We start from the raw sequence: 15,568 nt of genomic DNA on the forward strand, positions 1-15,568 counted from the left end.
GCTCGGTCGCGCCATCCATGGCGCTCACGGTCCCGGCGGACGGGCCGGTCATCCACCTGGCAGGTTCACGGCCGGCGTCGGGTCAGATGGTCGCAAAGGTCAAGGGCAGAAACAAAACGGCCCCGCTTTCGCGGGGCCGTTCCGGTTCACGCATGCCAGGCATGGCCTGGCACTACTTCACTTACGCGCCGTGTGCCGCCAGCTGGCCCAGGCGCTGCACCGCGACCGAAACGGTCGGGTAGTCCAGGGTCTTCTGCTCGGCCAGTTCGGCCAGCATCGCCAGGGTGAAGCGCAGGCTGTTGTCGTCGCGGCCCATCCAGGCTGCGACCTTGGCCTCCGCGCTGCTGCCCTTGGTGCCCAGCACCTGGCCGGCCAGGTTGCGGTGGTTGGCGGCCAGCTCGTCACGCAGCACGCCACGTGCCACGGCGTGCCAACGACCGTTGACCTCCAGCGCATCGACCTGCTCGAACAGCCACGGCAGCTGCAGGGCATCGCCCAGGCGGAAGTGGACCTTGGACACGTCCACCGGCTTCAGCTTGCGGGTGCGGGCCAGTTCGATGATGTCGAACGCCGGCTCCAGGAAGTGCAGTTCGGCCAGCTGCTGCGCCAGCGCGGACGGCAGGCCCTTTTCCTTCCACTCGGCCACCAGGGCTTCGTAGGTCGGACGCTGCGAATCCGGCAGCACACCCGAGGCAACGCGGATGTCGTTGAACGGACCCTGGTAGCGGTTGACCGCTTCAGTGATGCCCGGCATCGCGCCCGGGCGCGACAGCAGCCAACGCACGAACGAACGCTGCAGCTTCCAGATCACTTCCAGTGCGTCGATCTGCACCGACTCCGGCACCTTGCCGTCGAGTGCATCGATCTGCGCCCACAGCGCGCGCGCATCCAGCGTTTCGCGGCTGATGGTGTAGGCCTTGGCGACCTCGGCGATGGAACGGCCGGTGTCTTCCTGCATGCGCATCAGGAAGGTGGCGCCCATGCGGTTGATGGTCTGGTTGGTCACGGCCGTGGCGATGATTTCGCGCTTCAGGCGGTGACGCTCCATCGCGTCGGCGTACTTCTTCTGCAGCGGGGTCGGGAAGTAACGCTGCAGTTCCTTGGACAGGTACGGATCTTCCGGGATGTCCGATTCCAGCAGCTGGGCGAACGCCACCAGCTTCGAGTAGGACAGCAGCACCGACAGTTCCGGGCGGGTCAGGCCCTGGCCGCGTGCCTTGCGCTGGGACAGCTCGGCGTCGGACGGCAGGAACTCGATCTGGCGATCCAGCAGGCCCTGCTGTTCCAGGGTACGGATGAAGTGCTGCTTGGAACCCAGGCGCTTGACCGCCATCCGCTCCATCAGGCTCAGCGCCTGGTTCTGGCGGTAGTTGTCATTGAGCACCAGCTCGGCGACTTCATCGGTCATCGAGGCCAGCAGCTTGTTGCGCTGCTCGACGGTCAGCTTCTTGGCCCGCACCACATCGTTGAGCAGGATCTTGATGTTGACTTCGTGGTCGGAGGTGTCCACACCGGCCGAGTTGTCGATGAAGTCGGTGTTGAGCAGCACGCCGGCCTGGGCGGCTTCGATGCGGCCCAGCTGGGTCATGCCCAGGTTGCCGCCCTCGCCCACCACCTTGCAGCGCAGCTCGCCACCGTTCACGCGCAGGGCGTTGTTGGCGCGGTCGCCGACATCGCTGTGCTGCTCGCTGGCAGCCTTCACGTAGGTACCGATGCCGCCGTTCCACAGCAGGTCGACCGGTGCCTTCAGGATCGCGCTCATCAGATCGTTCGGCGACAGCGCCTTGACGTTGTCATCCAGGCCCAGCGCTTCACGCACCTGCGGGGTGATCTCGATCGACTTCAGGCTGCGCGGGTACACGCCGCCGCCCTTGCTGATCAGCTTGGCGTCGTAGTCCGCCCAGCTCGAACGCGGCACGGTAAACAGGCGCTCACGTTCGACGAACGTGGTGGCCGCATCCGGGTTCGGGTCCAGGAAGATGTGGCGGTGGTCGAAGGCAGCGACCAGGCGGATGTGGCGCGACAGCAGCATGCCGTTGCCGAACACGTCGCCGGACATGTCGCCGACGCCGACCGCAGTGAAGTCCTGGGTCTGGCTGTCACGGCCCAGAGCACGGAAGTGGCGCTTGACCGATTCCCACGCACCGCGTGCGGTGATGCCCATGCCCTTGTGGTCATAGCCAACCGAACCACCGGAGGCGAACGCATCGCCCATCCAGAAGCCGTGCGCGATGGCCAGGCCGTTGGCGATGTCGGAGAAGGTCGCGGTGCCCTTGTCGGCGGCCACCACCAGGTACGGATCGTCCATGTCGTGGCGCACGACATCCACCGGCGGCACGATCTTGTTGTTGACGATGTTGTCGGTGATGTCCAGCAGGCCCTGGATGAACAGCTTGTAGCAGGCCACGCCGTTGGCGAAGATCGCGTCGCGGTCGCCGTTCACCGGCGGGGTCTTGGCGAAGAAGCCGCCCTTCGCGCCGACCGGCACGATCACGGTGTTCTTGACCATCTGTGCCTTGACCAGGCCCAGCACTTCGGTACGGAAGTCTTCGCGACGGTCCGACCAGCGCAGGCCGCCACGGGCGACCGCGCCGAAGCGCAGGTGGGTACCTTCCACGCGCGGGCCGTAGACGAAGATCTCGCGGTACGGGCGCGGCTTCGGCAGGTCCGGCACCAGCGCCGAATCAAACTTGAAGCTGATGACATGGCCGTGCTGGCCGTTGGCATCGGTCTGGTAGTAGCTGGTGCGCAGGGTCGCGTCGATCACGCCCATGAACGAGCGCAGGATGCGGTCCTCGTCCAGGCTGGACACACGGTCCATCAGCTTCAGCAGCGCATCGCGCGCGGCCTGCATCTGCGCGTCGCGGTCACCCTTGCGGGCGTCGACCACGGTCTTGAGCACCTTCAGGGTGGCGTCGTCGCCAGCAGCCAGCACATCGAAGTGGGCCTTCAGCTGGGCCTGGCCGGCGGCGATGTCGTCCTTGCTCTCGTGGCCGGTAGCCGGATCGAAGCGCGCTTCGAACAGCTCGACCAGCAGTCGGGCCAGCAGCGGGTAGCGCGCGAAGGTGCCTTCCACGTAGGCCTGCGAGAACGGCACGCCGGTCTGCAGCAGGTACTTGCAGTAGCCACGCAGCATGGCGACCTGGCGCCAGTGCAGGCCGGCAGCCAGCACCAGGCGGTTGAAGCCGTCGTTCTCGGCATCGCCGTGCCAGACGCGGGCAAAGGTCTCGCCGAAGGCTTCATCGACGCTGGCGGCATCGATCGCGCCGGCGGTCGATTCGACCTCGAAGTCCTGCACGTACACCGGGGCGTTGTCGACCGACAGGCGGTACGGACGCTCGGCGATCACGCGCAGGCCCATGTTTTCCATCATCGGCAGCGCGTCCGACAGCGGGATGTCGTCCAGCTGGCGATACAGCTTCAGGCGCAGGCCATCACCGCTTTCGCGCGGCACGGCCTGCAGGCTCAGGCGCAGGTCGTCCGGGCCGGTCAGGGCATCAAGCTGGCTGACATCGTTGGCTGCAACCGCGGTGCTGTTGTCTTCGATGTAGCCGGCCGGCAGCGCCTTGCCGATACGCGCGGCGATGCGCAGGCCTTCGGTCTCGCCGTGGCGGGCCACCAGCGCTTCGCGCAGGTCGTCCTGCCAGTTGCGCAGCACCTGGGCCAGCTTCTGCTCCAGTTCGGCGGTATCAACGTCGAGCATTTCACCCGGCTTCGGGCGCACGATCAGGTGCACCTGGGCCAGCGGCGATTCGCCCAGCACCACCGAGCTGTCCACGTACTCACCGTGCAGCGCGTCCTTCAGCATCGCCTCGATGCGCAGGCGCACGTCGGTGTTGAAGCGCTCGCGCGGCAGGTAGACCAGCGCGGAAATGAAACGGCTGTACTTGTCGCGGCGCAGGAACAGGCGGCTGCGCACGCGTTCCTGCAGGCCCAGCACGCCCATCGCGGTGCGGAACAGTTCGTCCTCGCTGGACTGGAACAGTTCTTCGCGCGGCAGGGTTTCCAGGATGTGGCGCAGGGCCTTGCCACTGTGGCTGGCCGGGGCCAGGCCGGACTGCTTCATCACGTGCTCGTGGCGCTGGCGCACCAGCGGGATCTCCCACGGGCGGCGGTTGTAGGCGCTGGAGGTGAACAGGCCGAGGAAGCGCTGCTCGCCGATGATCTTGCCCTTGGCGTCGAATTCCAGCACGCCGATGTAGTCCATGTAGCCGGCGCGGTGCACGCGCGAACGGGCATTGGTCTTGGTCAGGATCAGCGCGTCCTTCAGGCCGGACGTGGCGTTCAGGCCCTGCGCGGCCAGGGTCTTGACCGGGCGGGCCGCGGACTTGTCCTTGCCGCGCATCAGGCCCAGGCCGGTGTCGTTCAGCGGCGCCAGTACGTCTTCCTTGCCCTGCTTCTCGACGCGGTACTCGCGGTAGCCGAAGAAGGTGAAGTGGTTGTCGGCGGCCCAGCGCAGGAACTCCTGTGCTTCCTTGCGCGATGCATCGTCGACCGGCAGCTGGCGCTTGCCCAGGTCGTCGGCCAGTGCCAGTGCCTTGTCCTTCATCGGCTGCCAGTCGCGCACGATCGCGCGTACTTCGTCCAGCGCCTTGTTGATGGCCTGTTCGATGGCGGCCATGGCTTCGGCCGGCTGGCGGTCGATCTCCAGCAGCATCACCGACTCGGCATCACCCTCGCCGACCTTGACCAGCTTGCCGGCCTTGTCGCGGGTGAAGCGCAGCACCGGGTGGCCCAGCACGTGGACGCCCACGCCCTGCTCGGCCAGCGACATGGTGACCGTATCGACGAGGAACGGCATGTCATCGTTGACGATCTGCAGCACGGTGTGCGGCGATTCCCAACCGTTGGCCTTCGCGGTCGGATTGAACACGCGGACGTTGGCCTTGCCGGCCTTGCGGGCACGCGCGAATTCCAGCGTCTCAGCCGCGAGAGCGGCCCACTCTTCAGCGCTGTGGTGCGGGAACTCGTCCGATTCCATGCGCTTGTAGAAGTCAGTGGCAAAGGCCACTGCTTCGGCCTGTGCGGCCGCGGGGTAGCGCTTGCGCAAGGCCGTGTACACCGGCTCCAGGGAGAAACCAGCGGTCACTGCGACCTCCGACTCTGCTGGTTTCGTCTTGTTCTTCACGGTCTTGGCTGCGGTTTTTTGCGGTTTCATGGCAGAGCGATGCGCTTGCTCAGTTGGGAAAATGAAATTGTAGCCCTACCGCGCGAAAAGGCCTTGCTGCAGGACGGAATAAGCAGATTCGGGTTTGCTGCGGTTCAAACGCCTATTCAGTTCGCACCGGTATGGTGCTGGCGCCTGTTTCAGCACTGCCGACAGGATCGGCAAAACGTGTTACGGGAAGACACACGCGGCGACGCCGATGCGATTCCACAATCCTGAACTGGACGGTATAGTCCACCGCGTGAACCCGGCCTACCTCCCCGTTGCCCTCGATGCACGCGATGAGCGTGTGTTCGACGCCGTACGCGAACTGCTGGCCCAGCAGGGCATGCAGATGAGCATGGAGGCGGTGGCCCAGCACGCCGGCTGCTCCAAGCAGACCCTGTACTCGCGCTACGGCAGCAAGCAGGAACTGCTGCGCCGGGTGATGCAGCGCCACGTCGGCCACGCTACCGGCGCCATGGTTCGTGCACTCCGCACTGACGACCTGCGTGCCAGCCTGCTCCAGTTCGCCACCGACTTCCTGGAGCACTTCAACCAACCGCACGTGGGCCAGGCTTGCCGGCTGATCGCCGCCGACGCGGCCCAGTTTCCCGAAGAGGCGCGTACGCTGTACCGGCACGGAGCCGGCGCACTGACGCTTCATCTTGCTGAATGGATTGAAACCGTTTGCATGCGTGGCCAGCTCCGGCATGACGACCCGCACTTCATGGCCGAACTGCTGCTGAGCATGATTGCCGGTCAGGATTTCGACAAACAGCGTTTCCATACCCCCCATCGTGATGACGCGCGGCTGCGTCGGCGCTGGGCAGAGTTCTCCGTCGACAGCTTCCTGCGCGCCTTCGCGCCTCAGCCGTCGCCGGCCCCGTCTTCAAACCAACCCCGGAGTTCCTCCTGATGACCGCCCCACTCCGCACCCTTGCCTTGACGTGCGCCGTTGCTGTCGCGCTGGCTGCCTGCAAGAAGCCGGAACAGCAGACGCCCCCGCCGCCGGAGGTGGGCGTGATCGACGCCAAGCCGCAGACCCTGCCGCTGCAGCGCGAGCTGGTCGGTCGCCTGTCGCCGTTCCGCAGCGCCGACGTGCGTGCGCGCGTGCCGGGCGTGCTGCTCAAGCGCGTCTACCAGGAAGGCTCGCAGGTCAAGCAGGGCCAGCCCCTGTTCCTGATCGACCCGGCGCCGCTGCGTGCCTCGCTCAACGCCTCCGAAGCACAGCTGGCCTCGGCCCGCGCGACCTACGCCAACGCCAAGGTGGCCGCCGACCGTGCACGTTCGCTGGCGCCGCAGCAGTTCGTCTCCAAGTCCGACCTGGACAACGCTGAATCGGCCGAGCGTACCGCGCTGGCGGCGGTCAAGCAGGCCGAAGCAGCGGTGACTTCCTCGCGCATCAGCCTGGGCTACACCGAAGTAACCGCACCGATCAGCGGCGTGGCCAACAAGCAGCAGGTCACCGAAGGCGCGCTGGTCGGCCAGGGCGATGTGACCCTGCTGACCACCGTCGACCAGCTCGACCCGCTGTACGTGAACTTCTCGCTGAGCGTGGACGAGCTGACCCAGCTGCGCGCGCAACAGGCCAAGGGCGCGCTGGCGCTGTCGGGCGACGGCAAGGCCACGGTGAACGTCAAGCTGGCCGATGGCAGCACCTACAGCGAGCCGGGCACCCTGGACTTCTCCTCGACCACGGTCGACCCGGCCACCGGTGCGGTGTCGTTGCGTGCGTTGCTGCCGAACCCGCAGCAGATCCTGCTGCCGGGCGCCTTCGTCAGCTTCCAGGCCAACCTGGGCGAACGCAACAATGCCTTCCTGGTACCGCAGCAGGCCCTGCTGCGCGACACCACGGGCGGCTACGTGATGGTGGTCGGCGCCGACGGCAAGGTCGCGCGCAAGAACGTGAAGACCGATGGCGCGCAGAACGGCAACTGGCTGGTCAGCGACGGCCTGGCCGCCGGCGACAAGGTGATCGTGGCCGGCGTGCAGAAGGTCAAGGAAGGTGCACCGGCGGTGGCCAAGCCGTGGACCCCGGGGCAGGACGCCAACGGCAAGCCGGCCGCAGGCGGCGCCGCTCCGGCGGGCACCGCACCGGCTGCTGGCAAGGCACCGGCCGACGCGGCCAAGCCCGAGCAGGCCGATGCGGCCAAGCCGGCCGCCACCGATTCGAACAAGCAGTAACGGGAACCTTCCGTCATGCCTAAATTTTTCATCGAACATCCAGTCTTCGCCTGGGTGGTGGCGATCCTGATCTCGCTCAGCGGCGTGATCGCGATCCTCAACCTGGGCGTGGAGTCCTATCCCAACATCGCCCCACCGCAGGTCACCGTCTCGGCCACCTACCCGGGCGCCAGTGCCGACACCACGGAAAAATCGGTCACCCAGGTGATCGAGCAGCAGCTGACCGGTATCGATCACCTGCTGTACTTCAGCTCTTCCTCGTCGTCCAACGGCCGTGCGCAGATCACCCTGACCTTCGAGACGGGTACCGATCCGGACATCGCCCAGGTGCAGGTGCAGAACAAGGTCTCGCTGGCCACGCCACGACTGCCTTCGGAAGTGACCCAGCAGGGCGTGGTGGTGGCCAAGGCCAACGCCGGCTTCCTGATGGTGGTGGCGCTGCAGTCCGATACCCCGACCATCAACCGTGATGCGCTGAACGACATCGTTGGTTCGCGCGTGCTCGACCAGGTCTCGCGTATCCCCGGCGTCGGCAGCACCCAGCAGTTCGGTTCCGAGTACGCGATGAACATCTGGCTGAACCCGGAAAAGATGCAGGGTTATGGCCTGTCGGCCAGCCAGGTGCTGGCTGCGGTGCGCGCGCAGAACGTGCAGTTCGCCGCCGGTGCGCTTGGCTCGGATCCGTCGCCGGAAGGCCAGCACTTCACCGCCACGGTCTCGGCCGAAGGCCGCTTCAGTTCGCCGCAGGAGTTCGAGAACATCATCCTGCGCGCCAACGCTGACGGCTCGCGGGTGCTGTTGAAGGACATCGCCCGCGTTGCCTTCGGTGCCAACAACTACGGTTTCGACACCCAGTACAACGGCAAGCCGACCGGTGCCTTCGCCATCCAGCTGCTGCCGGGCGCCAACGCCCTGAACGTGGCCGAGGCGGTGCGCGCCAAGATGGACGAGCTGCAGCCCAGCTTCCCGTCCGGGGTGACCTGGTTCTCGCCGTACGACAGCACCACCTTCGTCAAGATCTCGATCCAGGAAGTGGTCAAGACGCTGTTTGAAGCAGTGTTCCTGGTGTTCCTGGTGATGCTGATCTTCCTGCAGAACTTCCGCGCCACGCTGATCCCGACCCTGGTCATCCCGGTGGCGCTGCTCGGTACCTTCCTGGGCATGTGGATGATCGGCTTCACGATCAACCAGCTGACCCTGTTCGCGATGGTGCTGGCAATCGGCATCGTGGTCGATGACGCGATCGTGGTGATCGAGAACGTCGAACGCATCATGACCGAGGAAGGCCTGGCGCCGAAGCCGGCCACGCAGAAGGCGATGACCCAGATCACCGGCGCGGTGGTGGCGATCACCGTCGTGCTGGCTGCGGTGTTCATCCCGTCCGCCCTGCAGGGCGGCGCCGCCGGTGAGATCTACAAGCAGTTCGCCCTGACCATCGCCATTTCGATGGCGTTCTCGGCGTTCCTGGCGCTGGGCTTCACCCCGGCGCTGTGCGCGACCTTCCTGAAGCCGACGCACAACGACAATCCGAACATCGTCTACCGCACCTTCAACAAGTACTACGACAAGATCAGCCACACCTATGTCGGCCACATCACCTCGGCGGTGCGCCATGCGCCGCGCTGGATGATCCTGTTCGTGGTGCTCACCGCACTGTGCGGCTTCCTGTTCACCCGCATGCCGGGCAGCTTCCTGCCGGAAGAAGACCAGGGCTATGCGCTGGCGATCGTGCAGCTGCCGCCGGGCTCGACCAAGGGCCAGACCAACGAAGTGTTCGCGCAGATGCGTGGCATCCTGGAAAAGCAGGATGGCTATGAAGGCATGCTGCAGGTGGCCGGCTTCAGCTTCGTCGGTTCCGGCGAGAACGTCGGCATGGGCTTCATCCGCCTGAAGCCGTGGGAGGAACGCAAGTTCACCGCGCCCGAGTTCATCCAGAACATGAACGGCGCGTTCTACGGCATCAAGGAAGCGCAGATCTTCGTGGTCAACCTACCCACCGTGCAGGGCCTTGGCCAGTTCGGCGGCTTCGACATGTGGCTGCAGGACCGCAGCGGTGCCGGTTACGAGCAGCTGACGCAGGCCCGCAACATCCTGCTCGGCCAGGCCGCGCAGAAGCCGGACCACCTGGTCGGCGTGCGCCCGAACGGCCTGGAAAACGCGCCGCAGCTGCAGCTGCATGTAGACCGCGTGCAGGCGCAGTCGATGGGCATGTCGGTGTCGGACGTGTACAGCACCATCCAGCTGATGCTGGCCCCGGTGTACGTCAACGACTTCTTCTACGAAGGCCGCATCAAGCGCGTGACCATGCAGGCCGATGGTCCGTACCGCACCGGCCAGGAGTCGCTGAAGAGCTTCTACAGCCCGTCCAGCCTGACCAAGAACGCCGATGGCACCAATTCGATGATCCCGCTGAACACGGTGGTCAAGTCCGAGTGGGTGTCGGCACCGCCGTCGCTGAGCCGCTACAACGGCTACTCGGCGATCAACATCGTCGGCTCGCAGGCCCCGGGTACCAGCTCGGGCGAGGCGATGCAGACCATGGAGAGCATCGTCAACGACGACCTGCCGGCCGGCTTCGGCTACGACTGGTCGGGCATGTCCTACCAGGAAATCCTGGCTGGCAACGCGGCGACGCTGCTGCTGGTGCTGTCGATCGTAGTGGTGTTCCTGTGCCTGGCCGCGCTGTATGAGAGCTGGTCGATCCCGGTGGCGGTGCTGCTGGTGGTGCCGCTGGGTGTGCTCGGTGCCCTCGGCCTGTCGATGCTGCGCGGCCTGCCCAACGATCTGTTCTTCAAGATCGGCCTGATCACCGTGATCGGCCTGGCGGCGAAGAACGCGATCCTGATCGTGGAGTTCGCGGTGGAGCAGCGCGCCGCCGGCAAGAACCTGCGCGATGCCACCATCGAAGCGGCCCGCCTGCGTTTCCGCCCGATCCTGATGACCTCGTTCGCGTTCATCATGGGCGTGATCCCGATGGCGATCTCCACCGGCGCGGGCGCCAATTCCCGCCACGCCATCGGTACCGGCGTGATCGGCGGCATGCTGTTCGCCACCCTGCTCGGCCTGTTGATGATCCCGGTGTTCTTCGTGGTCGTGCGCCGCATGCTGGGCGACAAGCTGGATGAACCGTCCAAGGAGTTCATGGAACGCCAGCGCGACGCGGATGCAGCACACCGTCCGGATCGTTGATCCAGCGGTGAACTGAAACGAGAAAGGCCCCGGTGCGATCCGGGGCCTTTTTTGTTGCCGCTTCTGGACCCATGCCGCCCCAGGTCGGCATCTACCGGAGCGACGCATACCCGGTAGTCGCCAACCTTGGTGGGCGCTGTCCGGGCAGCGTCTCAGCGCAACACTGCAATCACCACGCATGCCGCCACAATCGCCAGCGCAGGCCATTGCATCGGCAGGAAGAAGAAGTGATGCGGAGCATGCTGCCCAGGTGCACGCGGCTTTCGATTGAGCACGAAACCCAGCACCGTGTTGATTGCCGAGCCAAGGCCGAACGCCAGCAGGACCTGGCTGAGTGAAGTATTGCCGCGACCCACCGCTGGATCCGGGAACAGGATGAGGATGAGCAGCACGGCAGCGATCGGTGTGAGCAGGGTCAGCAGCCCTGCGCCTCGATAGATGAGCATGTGGTGGCGTCCATGAACGGTGGAGCATTCTGCGACCAAGGAGCGGGAATGCCAATGGATCGTTGGCATGTCGCCTGCCCGGAGACCGGTCGCATACGGCCTGTACTGAAAAGTCCCTTCCACTGCTGCGCCGACAACGAGGCGCTCAAGGCGTCTACCGGTTTCGCATAAGGCCCCCGCTTTGGATTCCTGGGCGCGCAGTAGTGCGGCACGCCCGGATCGTTGCTATCCAGATACCTCCACGGCAATCGATCCGATGCCGCCCAGGAGACAGTTCATGGAAAGAGCACCACTACGACGCTTCAGCCGCCCCGCCCTTCTGCTTGGTGCGCTCTTCGCGGCCAGCAGCGTCCAGGACGCACATGCGGCAGGCGTTCTCGTCTGCGACAACTGTCGCGATCCACGCGCGCTGGCGCTGTCCTCGGGCACGGGGCCCACCATCGTCGCCGACTTCCAGCAGCGCCGGCTCCATGGTTTCGATGTGGAATACGATCGCGAGCTGCGTCGCTATCGCGCCACCAGGGCGCAGATTCCCGGGCCAATCAACGCATCCTTCAATCGGATCATGGGGATGCTCGACAACAACGTGCCAACCGTACAGTTCGCGCCGCGGCAGTGGGCCGGAAGAGGAGTCCAGTACGAGGTTCATCCTGATGACCCGCAATACGCCAACGGCATAGGCTTCCCGGAAGAGCACAAGAACCTCAACGCCTACGATGTCGTGCAGATGGCAACCGAGCGATTCAGGCTGGAGAGCGCCATGGGCAAGGCATTCACTGGCGCCACGACATCGTCGAGGGCCTGGAACAGCATGGCGATATTCCTGTCCTCGATCGGCCTGAGCTTCGTCAGCAAGGCCCTCGGAATCGACGGTGCAATCTACAGGATCACCTGGCGCGATGGCTCGAAGACTACGCTGGTCATCGTCTCTTCGTCAGTGGACACCGCCAGATACGTGCAAGGCCAGAGCAAGGACGCCAATGGCAACATGATTCCCGACGGCGCGGCAACCAGCCCCGGCCTGGCCCAACACTTCGCCGGCACCTACAACTTCAACAGCCGGGACGATCTGGATCGATGGATCGACTCCGGTCGCCTCTATGGGATGAACATGTTCCCCGGCGCTCCACCTGAGTCGCTGCAGATCGTCTGTGAATGGAACGGAACGGATATCGTTTGCCGATTGCCACGTTGATCGCACAAGGGAAACGGGGCGGCAATCGCCGCCCCGTCGCGTCCATCAGCGCAACCCGGTCTCGTTGCGCGCGATCACCAGGCGCTGGATCTCCGAGGTGCCCTCGTAGATCTCGGTGATCTTGGCATCACGGAAGTAACGCTCCAGCGGCATCTCCTTCGAGTACCCCATGCCGCCGTGGATCTGCACCGCCTGGTGCGTGATCCACATCGCTGCTTCCGAAGCGGTCAGTTTGGCCACCGCTGCTTCGGTGCTGAAACGCTTGCCCTGGCCCTTCACCCACGCGGCACGCAGGGTCAGCAGCAGCGCTGCGTCCAGCTTGCACTTCATGTCGGCGATCTTGGCCTGGGTCATCTGGAAGGTGCCGATGGCCGCGCCGAAGGCCTTGCGCTCCTTCACGTATTCCAGGGTCGCCTCATAGGCGGATCGGGCGATGCCGATGGCCTGCGAGGCGATGCCGATGCGGCCAGCATCGAGCACGCTCATGGCGATCTTGAAGCCCTCGCCTTCCTGGCCCAGCACGTCTTCGGCCTTCGCCACGTAATCGTTGAACTCGATCTCGCAGGTGGCCGAAGCGCGGATGCCCAGCTTCGGCTCGGTCTTGCCGCGACCGAAGCCCGCCTTGTCGGTATCGATGAGGAAGGCGGTGATGCCGCGCGCGCCCTTGTCCGGCTCGCTCATCGCGAACAGCACGATGTACCTGGCCACCGGGCCGGAGGTGATCCAGCTCTTCTTGCCGTTGATGACGAAGGTGCCGTCGGCCTGCTTCACCGCGCGGCAGCGCATGGCGGTGGCATCGGAGCCGGACTGCGGCTCGGTCAGCGCGAACGCGCCGATGGCCTCGCCCTCGGCGATGGCACGCACGTAGGTCTGCTTCTGCTGCTCGGTACCGTGGGTGAGGATGCCGTTGCAGAACAGCGAGTTGTTGACCGACATGATGGTCGAATGGGCTGCGTCGGCGGCGGCGACCTCCACCATCGCCAGCACGTACGCAACCGGGTCCATGCCCGCGCCACCGTATTCGGTCGGCACTTCGATGCCCATCAGGCCGTTCTCGCCCAGCAGGCGGATGTTGTCGAGCGGGAACTCGCCGGTACGGTCATGGTGCTCCGCGCTCGGGGCGATCTTCTCCTGCGCGATGCGCCGCGCAACGTCCTGCAGCATCAACTGCTCTTCGGTAAAGCTGAAATCCACAACACCCTCCCGGGTACATGAAGTTATGGGCTACATACGGCGCGCCCAGGTGTCCCGATTGTACCGGGGCCCGGCTGTTTCCGTACGCTGGCGACTTGACCGCGACGGGCCCTTTCAGCGAATATATCTCTATATCGCGATAGGTAGATATTTATGGATCTTGAAGACTGGTCGACCCGCCTGAAGGTGTTCGCCGATGCGACCCGCGTGCGCCTGCTGGCGCTGCTGGAGCAGGAGGAACTGACCGTGGCCGAACTGTCGGCGATCACCCGGCTGGCACAGCCACGCGTGTCCACCCACCTGGCGCGCCTGAAGGAAGCCGGCCTGGTCCGCGACCGCCGTGCGGGCGTATCGGCCTATTACCGCTTCGACGAGGCCCAGCTGGACCCGGCGCAGCGTGCATTGTGGCATGCCTTGAGCAACGGAAGCGATGACCCGCTGCTGCGCCAGGACGCTGAACGCGTCGCTGCCGTGCTGGCCCACCGCGCCTCCGACCAGAACTGGGCCGACAGCGTGGCCGGCGACATGGAACGCCACTACTCCCCGGGGCGCACCTGGGAAGCCCTCGCCCGCACCGCGCTGCCGCTGCTGGAGACCGGCGACGTGCTGGACATCGCCTCTGGTGACGGCGTGCTGGCCGAACTGGTGGCCCCGCATGCCAAGCGCTACATCTGCATCGACACCAGCGCGCGCGTGGTCGCCGCCGCCAGCGAGCGCCTGCGCCGTCTGCCCAACGTGGAAGTGCGCGAGGGCGACATGCATGCGCTGCCCTTCAAGGACAACAGTTTCGATCTGGTAGTGCTGATGCACGCGCTGACCTACGCCAGCAAGCCGGCGCAGGCGGTGACCGAAGGCGCGCGCGTGCTGCGCCCGGGCGGGCGCCTGCTGCTGTGCAGCCTGGCCCGCCATGAACACAAGGCCGCGGTGGAGGCCTACGGCCACGTCAACCTCGGCTTCAGCGACAAGGAGCTGCGCAGGTTCGTCGACAAGGCCGGCCTGCAGGTATCCAGCCTGGAGACGGTCACCCGCGAGAAGCGTCCGCCGCACTTCGAAGTGATTTCGCTGATCGCCCACAAACCCTGAGCCCGAGAACGCCATGCCTGCCCTGCCCTGGTTGCATCCTGAGCGTGCCAACGCCCTGCTCGACGCCCTGCGCGAGCGGATCCTGATCATCGACGGTGCGATGGGCACGATGATCCAGCGCCACGGCCTGCAGGAAGACGATTACCGTGGCGAACGCTTCGCCGGCGGTTACGACCATGCACATGGCCCGGGCTGCGACCACGCGGCACCGGAGGGCCATGACCTGAAGGGCAACAATGATCTGCTGCTGCTGACCCGGCCGCAGATCGTCGCAGACATCCACACCGCCTACCTGGAAGCGGGCGCGGACCTGGTCGAGACCAACACCTTCAACGCCACTTCGGTCAGCCAGGCCGACTACCACCTCGAACACCTGGTGTACGAGTTGAACAAGGCCGGCGCTGCGGTCGCGCGCGCCTGTTGTGACGCCGTGGCCGCAACCACCCCGGGGAAGCCGCGCTTCGTGATCGGGGTGGTCGGCCCGACCAGCCGCACCGCCTCGATCAGCCCGGACGTGAACGATCCGGGCTTCCGCAACACCAGCTTCGACGAACTGCGCGACACCTACCGCGAAGCCATCGAGGGCCTGATCGACGGCGGCGCCGACACCATCATGGTCGAGACCATCTTCGACACGCTCAACGCCAAGGCCGCGCTGTATGCGCTGGAGGAAGCGTTCGATGCGCGCGGCGCGCGGTTGCCGGTGATGATCTCCGGCACTATCACCGACGCTTCCGGTCGCACCCTGTCCGGGCAGACTGCGGAAGCCTTCCATGCCTCGCTGGCGCATGCTCGGCCGCTGTCGATCGGGCTGAACTGCGCGCTGGGCGCCGATGCGATGCGACCGCACGTGGAAACCCTTGCGCAGGTCGCCGACTGCTACGTCAGCGCACACCCCAATGCCGGCCTGCCCAATGCCTTCGGCGAGTATGACGAGACGCCGGAGGACATGGCCAGCACCCTGCGAGGCTTCGCCGAAGATGGCCTGCTGAACCTGGTCGGCGGCTGCTGCGGCTCCACGCCCGACCATATCCGCGCCATTGCCGCGGCTGTGGCCGGGCTGCCGCCGCGCGCACTGCCCGGCACCCGGGAGCAGGCCGCATGAATGTCGCCGCCACCGTTCCGCAC

The 15,568-nt window shown here is 65.7% G+C and carries 9 protein-coding genes; 6 read left to right on the forward strand and 3 right to left on the reverse strand.

The genetic code is table 11. The features are described from left to right. Positions 1–181 precede the first annotated feature (181 nt). On the reverse strand, positions 182–5,158 hold the full coding sequence (locus AC5P9L_RS10115) for an NAD-glutamate dehydrogenase (RefSeq protein ID WP_044570577.1): 4,977 nt from the start codon (positions 5,156–5,158) through the stop codon (positions 182–184). A gap of 250 nt (positions 5,159–5,408) precedes the next feature. Here AC5P9L_RS10115 and AC5P9L_RS10120 point away from each other — a divergent pair, with 250 nt between their 5' ends. From AC5P9L_RS10120 to AC5P9L_RS10130, 3 genes are read left to right on the forward strand one after another with little or no spacing between them, the layout of a single operon-like run. Then, the gene (locus AC5P9L_RS10120) at positions 5,409–6,065 is read left to right on the forward strand and encodes a TetR/AcrR family transcriptional regulator (protein ID WP_005410245.1); all 657 of its coding nucleotides are present in this window, start codon (positions 5,409–5,411) and stop codon (positions 6,063–6,065) included. Beyond that, on the forward strand, positions 6,065–7,333 hold the full coding sequence (locus AC5P9L_RS10125; protein ID WP_111117869.1) for an efflux RND transporter periplasmic adaptor subunit: 1,269 nt from the start codon (positions 6,065–6,067) through the stop codon (positions 7,331–7,333). Before AC5P9L_RS10120 ends, AC5P9L_RS10125 begins: the two co-directional genes overlap by 1 nt. Before the next feature lie 15 nt (positions 7,334–7,348). Further along, positions 7,349–10,522 carry a multidrug efflux RND transporter permease subunit gene (locus AC5P9L_RS10130; protein ID WP_099481432.1) on the forward strand — a complete coding sequence of 1,058 codons (3,174 nt, stop codon included), beginning with the start codon at positions 7,349–7,351 and terminating at the stop codon, positions 10,520–10,522. Between the two features lie 152 nt (positions 10,523–10,674). Here AC5P9L_RS10130 and AC5P9L_RS10135 read toward each other — a convergent pair whose 3' ends face one another. Then, complete coding sequence (locus tag AC5P9L_RS10135; RefSeq protein WP_224119239.1) at positions 10,675–11,037, reverse strand: hypothetical protein; 363 nt, start codon at positions 11,035–11,037, stop codon at positions 10,675–10,677. A 208-nt stretch (positions 11,038–11,245) separates the two neighbouring features. On the opposite strand from AC5P9L_RS10135, the gene AC5P9L_RS10140 reads away from it, so the two are divergent. Next, on the forward strand, positions 11,246–12,163 hold the full coding sequence (locus tag AC5P9L_RS10140; protein ID WP_062607385.1) for a hypothetical protein: 918 nt from the start codon (positions 11,246–11,248) through the stop codon (positions 12,161–12,163). A 45-nt stretch (positions 12,164–12,208) separates the two neighbouring features. Here AC5P9L_RS10140 and AC5P9L_RS10145 read toward each other — a convergent pair whose 3' ends face one another. After that, positions 12,209–13,357, reverse strand: a complete 1,149-nt coding sequence (locus AC5P9L_RS10145) for an acyl-CoA dehydrogenase family protein (RefSeq protein WP_495230611.1) — start codon at positions 13,355–13,357, stop codon at positions 12,209–12,211. 153 nt (positions 13,358–13,510) lie between these two features. Here AC5P9L_RS10145 and AC5P9L_RS10150 point away from each other — a divergent pair, with 153 nt between their 5' ends. Both AC5P9L_RS10150 and AC5P9L_RS10155 read left to right on the forward strand, forming a co-directional pair. After that, positions 13,511–14,440, forward strand: coding sequence for an ArsR/SmtB family transcription factor (locus AC5P9L_RS10150; RefSeq protein ID WP_005410251.1), 930 nt, complete (start codon positions 13,511–13,513; stop codon positions 14,438–14,440). A 13-nt stretch (positions 14,441–14,453) separates the two neighbouring features. Then, positions 14,454–15,545: a homocysteine S-methyltransferase family protein gene (locus tag AC5P9L_RS10155; RefSeq protein ID WP_024957244.1), complete on the forward strand. Its 1,092-nt coding sequence runs from the start codon at positions 14,454–14,456 to the stop codon at positions 15,543–15,545. Positions 15,546–15,568 lie beyond the last annotated feature (23 nt).

This window comes from Stenotrophomonas sp. YJH_SMC_64, assembly GCF_059371375.1.